General features: G+C 34.1%; 10 protein-coding genes. 4 read left to right on the plus strand and 6 right to left on the minus strand.

Annotated elements, in window-relative coordinates:
* The first annotated feature begins 134 nt into the window (after positions 1 to 134).
* A complete protein-coding gene (hslV, locus tag BQ5209_RS04425) occupies positions 135 to 662 on the plus strand; it encodes an ATP-dependent protease subunit HslV (protein WP_025316169.1) in 528 nt (175 codons plus the stop codon).
* 23 nt (positions 663 to 685) lie between these two features.
* Positions 686 to 2,014 carry an ATP-dependent protease ATPase subunit HslU gene (hslU, locus tag BQ5209_RS04430; RefSeq protein ID WP_085247344.1) on the plus strand — a complete coding sequence of 443 codons (1,329 nt, stop codon included), beginning with the start codon at positions 686 to 688 and terminating at the stop codon, positions 2,012 to 2,014.
* Positions 2,015 to 2,068: 54 nt separating this feature from the next.
* Here the strand turns inward: hslU and asmA are convergent, their stop codons facing one another.
* The 3 genes from asmA to mltA form a co-directional block, all read right to left on the minus strand.
* Positions 2,069 to 3,949, minus strand: a complete 1,881-nt coding sequence (gene asmA / locus BQ5209_RS04435) for an outer membrane assembly protein AsmA (protein ID WP_085247345.1) — start codon at positions 3,947 to 3,949, stop codon at positions 2,069 to 2,071.
* 32 nt (positions 3,950 to 3,981) lie between these two features.
* Positions 3,982 to 4,563 (minus strand): dCTP deaminase, encoded by a 582-nt coding sequence (gene dcd / locus BQ5209_RS04440; protein WP_085247346.1) that lies wholly within the window; start codon positions 4,561 to 4,563, stop codon positions 3,982 to 3,984.
* Positions 4,564 to 4,633: 70 nt separating this feature from the next.
* A complete protein-coding gene (gene mltA, locus BQ5209_RS04445) occupies positions 4,634 to 5,725 on the minus strand; it encodes a murein transglycosylase A (protein WP_085247347.1) in 1,092 nt (363 codons plus the stop codon).
* Between the two features lie 198 nt (positions 5,726 to 5,923).
* On the opposite strand from mltA, the gene cycA reads away from it, so the two are divergent.
* Positions 5,924 to 7,294: a D-serine/D-alanine/glycine transporter gene (gene cycA / locus BQ5209_RS04450; protein WP_085247348.1), complete on the plus strand. Its 1,371-nt coding sequence runs from the start codon at positions 5,924 to 5,926 to the stop codon at positions 7,292 to 7,294.
* Between the two features lie 49 nt (positions 7,295 to 7,343).
* Here cycA and BQ5209_RS04455 read toward each other — a convergent pair whose 3' ends face one another.
* Positions 7,344 to 8,369, minus strand: coding sequence for a TerC/Alx family metal homeostasis membrane protein (locus BQ5209_RS04455; protein WP_085247349.1), 1,026 nt, complete (start codon positions 8,367 to 8,369; stop codon positions 7,344 to 7,346).
* Positions 8,370 to 8,551: 182 nt separating this feature from the next.
* On the opposite strand from BQ5209_RS04455, the gene dacB reads away from it, so the two are divergent.
* The gene (gene dacB, locus BQ5209_RS04460) at positions 8,552 to 9,979 is read left to right on the plus strand and encodes a serine-type D-Ala-D-Ala carboxypeptidase (protein WP_085247350.1); all 1,428 of its coding nucleotides are present in this window, start codon (positions 8,552 to 8,554) and stop codon (positions 9,977 to 9,979) included.
* A gap of 72 nt (positions 9,980 to 10,051) precedes the next feature.
* Here the strand turns inward: dacB and BQ5209_RS04465 are convergent, their stop codons facing one another.
* Together BQ5209_RS04465 and BQ5209_RS04470 are read right to left on the minus strand one after the other, a co-directional pair.
* A complete protein-coding gene (locus BQ5209_RS04465) occupies positions 10,052 to 11,887 on the minus strand; it encodes an ABC transporter ATP-binding protein (protein ID WP_085247351.1) in 1,836 nt (611 codons plus the stop codon).
* 249 nt (positions 11,888 to 12,136) lie between these two features.
* A complete protein-coding gene (locus BQ5209_RS04470) occupies positions 12,137 to 12,826 on the minus strand; it encodes a LexA family transcriptional regulator (protein WP_085247352.1) in 690 nt (229 codons plus the stop codon).
* Positions 12,827 to 13,058: the final 232 nt, after the last annotated feature.

Below are 13,058 nucleotides of genomic sequence, written 5' to 3' on the forward strand. Positions count from 1 at the left end.
TTATGTTTTGTTAAACTTTATTTACAATAAATTATCTATATCTTCAAGTGTAAATATTGAAATTACATTAATCATCCCAATATATCCTCTATTCATTTTGAATCAAGTTATTTAAGTAAAAGAAGGAGCAGAACATGACAACAATTGTCAGTGTCCGTCGTGAGGGGCAAGTCGTTATCGGTGGTGATGGCCAAGTCACGTTAGGCGAACGTATTATTATGAAAGGGAATGCCCGTAAAGTTCGTCGTTTATATAATAACAAAGTGATTGCAGGCTTTGCTGGTGGTACTGCTGATGCTTTTACACTATTTGAGCTGTTTGAGCGAAAATTAGAGATGCACCAAGGGCATTTAACCAAAGCCGCTGTTGAATTAGCTAAAGATTGGCGAACAGATAGAATGTTACGTAAACTAGAAGCATTACTTGCTGTTGCCGACGAAAGTGCATCACTGATTATTACAGGTACTGGGGATGTTATTCAACCAGAAGATGATTTAATTGCTATTGGTTCCGGAGGTCCTTATGCGCAAGCAGCGGCTAGGGCTTTATTAGATAATACCTCACTTTCTGCACATGATATTGTGCAAAAATCATTATCGATTGCTGGTGATATTTGTGTTTATACTAATAACTTCCAAACAATTGAAGAACTTAATTATTAATCTGATTTAAGAGAAATTTAACTATGTCTGAAATGACTCCTCGTGAGATTGTAAGCGAATTAAACCAACACATCATAGGACAAGATAAAGCAAAACGTTCTGTGGCTATAGCATTGCGTAATCGCTGGCGTCGGATGCAGCTAGATGAAACATTGCGTCATGAAGTTACGCCTAAAAATATACTGATGATTGGTCCAACTGGTGTGGGTAAAACTGAAATTGCAAGACGCTTAGCAAAATTGGCTCGTGCACCATTTATTAAAGTAGAAGCAACTAAATTTACTGAAGTTGGTTATGTGGGAAAAGAAGTTGATTCCATTATTCGTGATTTAACTGACTCAGCGGTAAAAATGATCCGTCAACAAGCGATTGAACGAAATCGTAATCGAGCGGAAGAACTTGCTGAAGACCGTATTTTAAATGTGCTTGTACCACCAGCTAAAGATGGGTGGGGGCAAGTTGAAGATAATAATAATTCAACAGCAAGACAAGCTTTTCGTAAAAAATTGCGTGAAGGTTCTCTTGACGATAAAGAGATAGAAATTGAGTTAGCGGGTGTTAATATCGGTGTCGAAATAATGGCTCCTCCAGGTATGGAAGAGATGACAAGCCAACTACAGTCGATGTTTCAAAATTTAGGTGGACAAAAAACTAAACCACGTAAAATGAAGATTAAAGATGCGTTTAAACAACTCATCGAAGAAGAAGCGGCTAAATTGGTTAATCCTGATGATCTTAAACATGAAGCTATTGAAGCGGTAGAGCAAAACGGAATTGTTTTTATTGATGAGATAGATAAAGTCTGTAAACGAGGTAACTCTTCAGGTCCAGATGTTTCACGTGAGGGCGTGCAACGAGATCTTTTACCATTGGTTGAAGGTTGTACTGTGTCGACTAAACACGGGGCTGTTAAAACAGATCACATCTTGTTTATTGCATCAGGTGCTTTCCAAACTGCCAATCCATCTGATTTAATTCCTGAATTGCAAGGTAGATTGCCAATTAGAGTGGAATTACAGGCACTAACCAGTGAGGATTTTGAGCGTATTTTAACTGAGCCAAATGCTTCACTTACTGTTCAATATAAGGCGCTAATGGCTACTGAAGGCGTTAATATCGATTTTACTCCTGATGGTATTCGTAAGATTGCCGAATCAGCATGGCAAGTGAATGAGCAAAATGAAAATATTGGTGCGCGTCGATTGCATACTGTATTAGAGCGTTTGATGGAAGAAGTCTCATTTGAAGCTAGTGAACTTGATGGACAAACTGTCACAATTGATGCTAAATATGTTGGTGATCATTTAGATAAACTTGTTGCAGATGAAGATTTAAGTAAGTTTATTTTATAATCATCTTATATCTTAGACATAAAAAAAGGTGAGTTTGCTCACCTTTTTTTATTGTTACTTTCTCAGTAATTCTCCTAAAATATCGGTAGCTTTTGATCTAGATTTTGAATTATCTTTATCGTCATGATGCTTTAATTTTTCACGAAGTTTGTCTAATCGCTCTTGTAATTTATCACTTAGCACATCAGTGAGTAGTTTTCCAATATCAAGCTGGTAATGGAGATTAGCGAATTGGCCATAAATATGCAGAGGTATAGTTAACTTTTGTAGTTTTCCAATTGTTTCACTTTTACCGTTCCAACCGCTTAGCATTTTTAAGTTTAAATTAATATCCAAGTCTCGTTTTAAGATCCCGACTCTTCCTGAACCATCAATGACATCAAGTGTTTCAGAATTAGCAGTTAAAGTTGAAAATTCCAAATTACCTTGTTTCAAGTAAGCATTGGCAGAAATTTTATGAAATTCGGTATATTTTTTTTGATTTTCAGGTGTTATGACATCTTTTGAATATTGAGCTACAGCATTTTGGATAATACTTTGAATATTCATATTGTTGAGTCTTGCATTAGTCACAATAATTGCCACATCACCTTGTAAGCTAGCTAATAATTTAGCGCCTGATACGCTGTTACTTTCTAAATCCCCAGTAGCGTTAAATAAACCTTCTAAATCATGAGCTGTATCTACTTGGTTAAAGAAAGTATTTAAATCAATATCATTGATCTTTGTATTAAGTTTTATGAGTGTATTTTTTTGTTTTCCATTTGCAATACCCGTTGCAATGATATGTCCTTTAGCAAAATCTAAACTAATGTTTTTAAATATTGTAATACCATCACTATTAGTCATATCAACGTCTATATTGTTTAATGTTATTTTGTTGGCATTGAACTGTTTGATATTTAACTTAGCTTTAGCATTAAAAGTATTTAGAAAGCTTAATTCATTAGTGTTTTTCGTGATATTTGATACCACAGGTGAGGTTTGGTGGTTAGTTATCTTTTCATTCGATTTTTCATCTATTTCCAAAATCGAAGAGAGATCGATTTTATCCGAATTTAACTGCAAATCGATATACGGTTTATTTGCTAAATCGGCATCGATAGCACCAGTAAAACGGTTTTCATTTACTGAAAAAGATAAATTTTTGCTTTTTAACAACATTGGGGTTTGTTGGTAGTTAAATACCCCACTTATGTTACCTTTTAGTTCTTTTGCTGAATTGGCGACACCTTTATAATTGAAATCTAATTTTTTTAAATCAATTATCGCTTGTTCTGGGAATTGACTTAAATCGACATAGGCATGTGCCAGATAAAATAAATCTTGTTGATTTTTGTCTATATTACCATTTAAATCAATGGAAACTTTGTTGTCATTATTTCGTTCTACCACTAGATTAATATTTCTAAAGTTAATTAGATCACCATTATGTTGTAAGGCAACAGTACTATCAGTTACTTTAAATTTATTTAAGCTAAATTTCCAATTAGATGAACTTTTTTTATCTTTGGAAGCAGTAGGTTCATCAGTAGTTGTAGTAGAGGATATTTTAGTATCATTTTTTGCAACATCGCCTTTACTTTCATTAGTAATGTTGATGATCGCTGCTTTTATTAATACATTTTTGACTGCTAGTTTTTTTGAGAAAAGAGGAAGTAATTCAACATCTAGTCTCATATTGTCTGCAGTTAAAATGGGTTTTTTAGCGCCAGCAGCAGATACCTTTACTGAATCGGTTAAAATACTCACTTGTGGCCATATATGCCAGCGTAAATTGCCATCAATAGATAATTCATAACCTGTTTTATTTTTCACTGTATCAGAAATAAAACCACGAAAGTTATTTGGATCGACAAAAACAATAAGCGAAATAATACTAATTGTGATAACTAAAATTAAGGCAAATAGAATAACCAATATTTTTTTGATCATATTAATGTTCCTTTGTTAAAGTTATAAGTTGTTTAGTCTTTATCAATACGACTGGCGACAGCGCCATGTTGGTCTTTATATTTTGCATCTTGCCTTCGATTATATGGTCTTGCAGCAGGTCCAGTTAATGTTTCAAAACTAAGTGCTCCGATTGTCATTCCTGGTCTAAGCGCTAGTGGGATTTTTCCGGAATTATAAAATTCTAAAACAATTTGTCCTTGCCAACCGGGATCGATGCGATGAGCTGTGACATGAACCATAAGTCCTAGTCTGGCAAGCGATGAACGTCCATCTAACCAGCCAACCAAATCGTCAGGAATGGTGACTGATTCTAATGTTACTGCTAATGCTAATTCACCAGGGTGTAGGTAAAAGGCATCACCCTCAGGTAACACAATTTCTTCACTCATCACTCGTTCTAACACTGCAGATACTTCTTCTTTAGGCCCACTTAAATCTATATAAGGTGTAGTATGTTCTCGAAAAATTCGAAATTGGTTACCTAATCTAACATCAACAGTTGCACCATTAATACAACCTGCTGCCGGTTGTGGGGTTATTTTTAATTTACCATTTTTTAAATACGCTTCGATATCTCGGTCGCATAATCTCATGGGTTATCCTTAATTCAGCTCATATTGCTTCATTTTAACAGGTTCTTCTAACGGCGTCGATGTTAGTCAGCTAAGGTTTTATCACCCATGCACGACCATAGTGGTTATAGTATCCTGCTAATTCACCTGGTTTATCACCAATTCCCAGATAAAGGTCAAAATGCTGGCCTTTTATCGCACCACCTACATCAAGAGCCACCATTAAACGATTTTCTCGTCTGCCACGATATGTGCCATCGTTATCAAGGAGAGGAACATCAACTAATACTACAGAACCAAGAGGTATTAGTGAAGTATCAGAGGCGATAGAGGCATTGGCAACTAAAGGTACTGCAGCAGCTCCTTTTACTTCAGCGTTATATTGTGGTTCGAAAAACACAAATGAGTGGTTTTGAATTAACAAGTCTTTCAGTTTTTTGTCACTGTTATTGTTAGCCCAATTTTTGATAGCTTGTATCGACATTTTTTCTTTTTCTATTTCACCTTGTTCTACCAATAATCTTCCAATACTTGAATAGCCATGACCATTTTTACCACCATAGCTGAAGAAGACTAAAGGTGAATTATCTTCAAAATCAACATAAGCACTACCTTGTACTTCCATAATAAAGTTATCTATCAAAGAATTGCTGTAGGCTATTTCAAGATTTTTATTGGCAAGTGCACCATTATAAATTTGTTCACGATTGGGTAATTGCTCTTCACTGTCAGTGGGCATTTTGTAGATAGGATATTTAAATTCTATGGTAGGTTGGCTTCTTACTTTGATTATTGGGGTATAATAACCGGTCAAATGTACATTTCCATACCCATCTTGCCCAGACATTTCATAGCTATTAAGTCCAACTTTATTAAACTCATCAGTTCCTAAAGAACGATTAATCCAAGCATCGATGGCCTTATAAATATGTTCATTTTTACGATACAAAGATGGTGATGATGATTTAATTTTGGCAATTTGGATAATGTAGTCTGAAATATTTACAGGAGTACTTAACTTAGGGTAGTTTATGTTAAGTGGTAAAAAAAGGTTTCCATCTTGATATTGTTGACCTTGTTTGATTGGTTTATTTGAGACGCTTTGGCTACTAGTAGTTAGAAGGGATAAAATAAACAAAGTACATAAAAAATAAAAACGATAATAGTGTTTTTTTTCTTTCATCTTGGTAGATTATTATAATAAGTTAAGTAATATAGCTATTTATGCTACACAATTCTATTATAAGAAACTACCAATAATTATGAACTAACCATAAAAATTTTTCATAAAGATTCAGCTTGCGATTTAACGTTGGAGACTTTATAGTCCTAGGATAAAAGAAATATTGGAAAATTTTGAAAATAAAAGGTAATAAAAGCGATGAGCATTACATCCTCAAAGCATGATCTAAAGCGAAACCTTTCTAACCGTCATATTCAATTAATTGCAATTAGTGGCGCAATTGGTACTGGCTTATTTATGGGCTCAGGAAAGACAATTAGCCTTGCTGGACCTTCTATTATTTTTGTTTATATGATTATTGGTTTTATCCTTTTTTTTGTTATGCGTGCGATGGGGGAAATTCTTCTTTCTAATTTGAAGTACAAGTCTTTTAGTGATTTTGCCAACGACCTTTTAGGTCCTTGGGCTGGATTTTTTACTGGTTGGACTTATTGGTTTTGCTGGGTGGTTACAGGAATTGCGGATGTTATTGCAATTGCTGGATATGCGCAACATTGGTTTCCTGAGCTGCAATCTTGGATACCAATGTTATTGACAGTAGTCTTACTATTAACTTTAAATCTATTAACTGTAAAAATGTTTGGCGAGACAGAGTTTTGGTTTTCAATGATTAAGATTGTTGCAATTTTAGCTCTGATTGGTATTGGACTAATGCTTATTTTAACGGCTTTCCATTCTGAACAAACTGATACCATAGCTACATTTTCAAATCTATGGAAATACGGTGGCTTATTCCCTCATGGTACTATGGGGTTTTTTGCTGGCTTTCAAATTGCTATTTTTGCTTTTGTGGGAATTGAATTAGTTGGCACAACCGCTGCAGAAACAGTCGATCCGAACAAAAATTTACCTCGTGCTATTAACTCTGTGCCAGCACGTATTATCTTTTTCTATGTTTTTGCTTTAATCATTATTATGAGTGTCACACCTTGGACGTTAATTTCTCCAAATAAAAGTCCATTTGTTGAGTTATTTACTTTAATTGGTCTGCCTGCGGCTGCAAGTATTATTAATTTTGTAGTACTAACATCAGCTGCATCTTCTGCTAATAGTGGTATTTACTCAACAAGCAGAATGCTATTTGGACTTGCTAAAAAACAAGATGCGCCAGAGCCTTTTGGCAAATTATCAAGTCGTTCAGTGCCAGCGAATGGTTTAGTATTTTCGTGTGCTTGTTTATTTGGTGGTGTGGTTTTGATTTACTTAGTGCCTAATGTCATGGAAGCCTTTACTATAGTAACCACAATTTCGGCTATTTTATTTATGTTTATTTGGTCGATGATTCTTATTTCTTATATTGCTTATCGTCGTAAAAAAGTAAGCTTACATGAACAATCTCAATTTAAAATGCCCGGTGGGATTTTGATGTGCGGTGTCTGTTTAGCGTTTTTTGCTTTCGTGATTGTGTTACTTACTTTTGAGGCTGATACCCGCCAAGCGTTAGTAGCAACGCCTATTTGGTTTGTTATTTTAGGTGTGAGCTATTTTATTCGCTCTTTAAAACGCTAATAAATCTAAACTCAAAATGGCAGGAAATCCTGCCATATCATTATTGTACTTATTGAGATTTATTTTTTTCTGGCCATATAATACTGGCAATAATACCTAAAGCAAGTATGCCTAAAACGATATAAAGACTTGTGCTTGGATCGATATCAATACCATATCCCAGTAAATGATTGCTTGCATTTAAAGCTAATTTTCCGGCAATAAAAAAGAGTAAGCAGATAACCGCCTTACCAAGGTGAACTAAGTACTGTTTCATGGCTTGTAAAATAAAGTACATAGTTCTAAGACCTAAAATAGCAAAGATCATAGCACTATAGACGATTAGTGGCTCTTGGCTGACAGCAATTACAGCAGGAACAGAATCAAAGGCAAACATAATGTCACTGAGTTCAATTACAATAATACATAAAAACAGCGGTGTAGCATAAAAAGTACTTTTAGGTATTGTATCAACTAAATTTTTGTTTTCAGGTTTTATAAGCTCTGTATCAAGTTGTTTTTGAGACAATAGAAAGTGATGGCCGACAATTTTGGGATAAGATGGAAAAATACGTTTGGCAATGCGAAACGCAAAGTGATTTGAGTAATCTTTGATATCTTGGTCTTTGTCTTGATTTTTCAACATCATAATTCCTGTACAAGCAACTAAGATTGAAAATACAAATTCCATCCAAGGACCCAAATATAACAAACCTGTACCAATTACAACAAATATGGCGCGAAATATAATAGCCCCAATAACTCCCCAATAAAGTAAGCGATGACGATAATTATTTGGGACTGCAAACCACGAAAAAATAGCCATAATCACAAACAAATTATCGACCGATAATGCTTTTTCAAGAACATACCCTGTAATAAATAAGCTGGCTATAGTGCTGCCATGATGAAGATACAAATAGAGTGCAAACACCAATGCTACGATTATCCAAAATAGAGACCAAAAAATGGCATTTCTTAAACTAATTGGTTTATCGTTATGGTGAGCATATAAATCAATAATAATTGCCGCCAAGGCAAGTCCAATAAATACCAATATAGTTTCTATTGGAAAGCCTAATGAATCTTGAATCATAATTATATTACCTAATATTAATAGCTATATGGAGTGAATTTCGTGTTTTGGTTATATTGAATTATTCAATAGAGCATAATTATAAAAGTGGTTGAGTATATATTGCTAGCTAAATCAAAAAAAGTTATATTTGCGAGCTATATTTAACGGTTTTAATTTAATAATATTTTGAGCCAGCATTCATGACAAAATTTAGGATAATTATTTTTCTTCTTTTTTCGGGATCATTACATGCACAACAAATAGAATCTTATATATCTTCTTTACCTAAAGGAAGTGATTTATCTATTTTAGTTCAATCTGTGGAAAATAATCCTAAGACATTAGCAAAATATAAAAGTGATCAGTTCAAGCAACCTGCAAGTACTCAAAAAGTAATAACTGCTTTGGCTGCTGAGCTCGAATTAGGGCGTGATTTCCGATTTATCACACGCATGCAAACTAGTGGCACAGTTAGCAATAAACAGTTAAATGGTGATCTTATTATTCAGCTGAGCGGCGATCCTACTTTTACCCGAGCTCGATTAAAACAAATGATTGTTGAACTGCGTAAAAAAGGCATTGAAAAAATTGCAGGTAATGTGATTTTAGATACTTCAATATTCACCAGCCACGATAAAGCAGAGGGATGGTCGTGGAATAATTTAACAGCTTGTTATAATGCTCCACCATCAGCTGCGATTATTGATAATAATTGTTTTTATGCAACAGTGACGCCAGGTAAAGTGGGGGAGCAGGCCACAATATCTAAGTCGCCTAATATTCCTGTTATGGTAACGGGAAATGTGAAAACGATCGTTAAAAATAGTAAAGATCTTAATGATAAGTATTGTGAATTAGACGTTAGCTATTCAGATAAAAATCGTTACCATCTATCGGGCTGCATTGCTACAAACTCGAATAAAACAGCATTAAAATTTGCGGTAATTAATGGGGTGGAGTATTTTTCTACTATTTTAAAAAATGAGCTCAAACAGCAAAAAATAACGTATACAGGTTCACTTTTAGAACGTAATCAAAGGACTAATGCTCAGTTGACTTTGTTAGCATCTAGCCAATCACAACCGCTTTCTGAGCTGTTAATGGTGATGCTTAAAAAATCCAATAATTTATATGCAGATGCTATTTTTAGAACGTTAGGTGCTCATTATTATCATGTTCAAGGTACATGGCGTAATGGTGGTGATGCTGTTAAGCAAATTTTACGAAAAAAAGCAGGTATTAATCTTGAGAACTTAGTTATTGTTGATGGTTCTGGGTTATCTCGATTAAACTTGGTAAGTGCTGACAAATTAATGGAAATTTTGCAATACATTGCTGCTCATAATACGCAATTAAGGATTATTGAAATGTTGCCAATTGCCGGGGTTGATGGTACGTTGCAAAATCGTAAGAGTTTTAATCAGGCTCCTTTTAAAGAAACAATATTGGCTAAAACAGGTTATATTCAAGGTTGCTATAATTTAGCGGGATTTATCCAAAAATCTGATGGTAAATATGTGGCTTTTGTGCAGTTAATATCGGGTTACCACGCCGATAGACAAAATGAGCCAAAAAATAGTGCAATTATGCGTTTTGAATCAGAATTTTATAAAAATTTTATTAATTAATAATTTAGTAAGAAGGACACATAAGTTTTATCGAAAATGAATATGTGTCCTAAAACTTACTTACTAATAAAATTAAATATTAGCTGCTAAAAATCCACCGCTTTGATGTTTCCACAGCTGGGCGTACAGTCCGTTTTTCATCAGTAATTCTTGGTGTGTTCCTTGCTCGATGATTTTACCTTGATCAATAACGACTAATCTATCCATTGCTGCAATAGTTGATAACCGGTGAGCAATGGCAATAACGGTTTTACCTTCCATTAAAGAGTATAGGCTTTCTTGAATGGCTTGCTCTATTTCCGAATCCAGCGCACTTGTTGCTTCATCTAATAATAAAATAGGGGCATTTTTAAGAATGACGCGAGCAATTGCAATACGCTGTCTTTGCCCGCCAGATAATTTTATGCCTCGCTCACCAACAAATGCGTCATACCCAGTTCTACCTTTTGCATCAATTAGCGTTTGAATAAAGGTATCAGCATGTGCTTTTTTTGCAGCTTCAATCATTTGTTCTTCGGTTGCGTGATTATTACCATAGAGCAAGTTCTCTCGTACTGTTCGATGCAATAATGAGGTATCTTGTGTCACCATACCAATTTGTGCTCGTAGGCTTTCTTGACTCACAGCGGTAATATCTTGATCATCAATAACAATCTTGCCACTTTGTAAATCATAAAAGCGAAGCAATAAATTGATAAGTGTTGATTTACCTGCCCCAGAACGACCAACTAATCCGATTTTTTCACCTGATTTAATTGTTAAATCTAAATTTTCAATGACTGAGTTACGTTGTTTTTCGTCATAGGCAAAATAAATGTTTTTAAATTCGATTTTTCCTTGAGTAACATTAAGTGATGTTGCATTGGGTTGATCAACAACCGTTTTAGTTGCTGAAAAAGTATTAATACCATCTTTAACAACCCCAATATTTTCAAATAGGGCAGCCATTTCCCACATGATCCAGTGTGAAAAACCATTTAAACGAAGTGCAACAGCCGTTGTTGTTGCAATTGCGCCAACACCAATTAATTGATCGGTCCATAACCATAAGGCAACGCCTGTGGTACTTAGTACTAACGAAATAGACAATAAATGATTAACAATTTCAAAACTACTGACTAGACGCATCTGTTTATTCACGGTCACTAAAAACTCATCCATTGATTCTTGAGCATATTTTGCCTCATTGCCTGCATGAGAAAATAGTTTTACTGTCATAATGTTAGTATAGGCATCGGTCACTCGTCCTGTCATTGTAGAACGAGCATCAGCCTGCATACTAGCCACTTTACTTAATCGGGGAATAAAATAATACATGGCAATAGCATAAATTAGACACCAGGTTATAAATGGAATTAATAACCAAATGTCTAATTGGCCGATGATTGTTGCCATAGTAATAAACGAAATTAGGACATAGATGAAAATATCCGCCACTAAAAAGCAAGTATCTCGAACTGCTAGTGATGTTTGCATGACTTTGGCTGATATTCTTCCTGCAAATTCATCTTGAAAAAAACGCATGCTTTGATTTAGTACTAACCGATGTAGATTCCAGCGCATTCGCATTGGAAAATTTCCCGCTAGACACTGGTGTTTAATAGTCGTTTGTAGTCCAATAATAATTGTACTAGCAAGGATAACTAAGGCTAATATTGCTAATGTTGTTTTTTCTTGTTGCCAAAATTTGCTAGGTTCAACGACCGCAAGCCAATCAATCACTTTACCAAGGGCTGCGTACAAAAAGGCTTCAAAAGCTCCGCCTAATGCGCTAAGAATAATTAATAACAGTAGAAATAAACGAGTTCCTTTAGTGGATTGCCATATGAAACTAAAAAAATTTTTAGCCATAGGCTGAGGTTCATCTTTAGGATATGATGACACCAATTTTTCAAAAAATCGATACATATTAGACCTAATTAATAAGAATATTATCAATGATATAGATAAATGCGGATAGTGCAAAAATAGTGCAAACAGATGTTAATCAGCTTTGCATGAATATTTTATATGAAATTTTAAATAAACATCAATGTGCTATATATCTGTTATTACTGACTTTATAAACATAAGAGAAATTAATGAGGAAATAAAAAATTCAACATTTCCTCATTATCCGATTATATCTTGAAAGCTAATATATGGCTATTAAAGATATTAAAATATGTCTTTAATAATAAGTACAACGCGACCAACAATATGATGTTTATGAAAGTCTGCCTTTGGTACTTCAATTGTGGGATGCTGGTTATTATTACAAATTAACAACCAACCATTGAGTGTTAATCGAACCTTTCTCAAAAAGGTAATATCTTCATATTCAATTAGGTATATTGCACCATCAACAATATCAGTGATTTCAGTGTTAAGAATTAACCCATTATTGTTTTCTATTTCTGGCGACATTAAATCGCCTTTAGCCCAGTATATAATTAATTTTTTAGCATCTAACCCACGATGCTTGACCCAACCTTCAATAATAGGATAATTCATTAATGGCGGTGTTTCTCTAACAAAACGTTCTTTTTGCGCTTCTTCTTTTGTTGGTAATTGTTTTTTGTAAACAGGAATACGATAAATATTTTCGCTATAGACATCTTCATCATTTTTAGAGTCTACAAATTCTAGTTTATGACCAGTAGCAAGCCAATTAAAAGAAACATTACATTTTTCAGCAATAACTTCTAAGCGTGTCAGTGATGGGTATGTTTTTCCTGATAAATAATCTCGGATTACGGTTTCTGACATGTCACATTTTTTAGCGAAAGCAGATACAGATAAACCTTGCATTGACCTATGTAATCTATCTTTGAAAGTTTTAACATTATTATTTTTAATTGTATTCATCTTTGACCCTTTATTTCTTGCATAAGTTTATTAATTATAGTGAATTTTTTTTGGAATTTATATATCTGTAAAACGTGGAAAATCAAATATTTTTTTTATTTTTTGTGTTAATGCTCTTTTTTGATTTTATATTTGCGAATTTTCGCACTATTTTTATTTTTTAGTACGAGTTCAAATTTATTTAAAAAAAAGAATGAATATTGTTTTTCTGCTTGATTGCTTGTTTTTTCTG

Origin of the sequence: Gilliamella mensalis (assembly GCF_900103085.1) — a bacterium.
Taxonomy (GTDB): domain Bacteria; phylum Pseudomonadota; class Gammaproteobacteria; order Enterobacterales; family Orbaceae; genus Gilliamella; species Gilliamella mensalis.

What these genes read in the sequence shown, in the direction of transcription:
- dcd (WP_085247346.1), bottom strand. Translation starts at nt 4,563, where the DNA reads ATGAGATTATGCGACCGAGATATCGAAGCGTATTTAAAAAATGGTAAA.
- asmA (WP_085247345.1), bottom strand. Translation starts at nt 3,949, where the DNA reads ATGATCAAAAAAATATTGGTTATTCTATTTGCCTTAATTTTAGTTATC.
- dacB (WP_085247350.1), top strand. Translation starts at nt 8,552, where the DNA reads ATGACAAAATTTAGGATAATTATTTTTCTTCTTTTTTCGGGATCATTA.
- cycA (WP_085247348.1), top strand. Translation starts at nt 5,924, where the DNA reads ATGAGCATTACATCCTCAAAGCATGATCTAAAGCGAAACCTTTCTAAC.
- BQ5209_RS04470 (WP_085247352.1), bottom strand. Translation starts at nt 12,826, where the DNA reads ATGAATACAATTAAAAATAATAATGTTAAAACTTTCAAAGATAGATTA.
- mltA (WP_085247347.1), bottom strand. Translation starts at nt 5,725, where the DNA reads ATGAAAGAAAAAAAACACTATTATCGTTTTTATTTTTTATGTACTTTG.
- hslV (WP_025316169.1), top strand. Translation starts at nt 135, where the DNA reads ATGACAACAATTGTCAGTGTCCGTCGTGAGGGGCAAGTCGTTATCGGT.
- hslU (WP_085247344.1), top strand. Translation starts at nt 686, where the DNA reads ATGTCTGAAATGACTCCTCGTGAGATTGTAAGCGAATTAAACCAACAC.
- BQ5209_RS04465 (WP_085247351.1), bottom strand. Translation starts at nt 11,887, where the DNA reads ATGTATCGATTTTTTGAAAAATTGGTGTCATCATATCCTAAAGATGAA.
- BQ5209_RS04455 (WP_085247349.1), bottom strand. Translation starts at nt 8,369, where the DNA reads ATGATTCAAGATTCATTAGGCTTTCCAATAGAAACTATATTGGTATTT.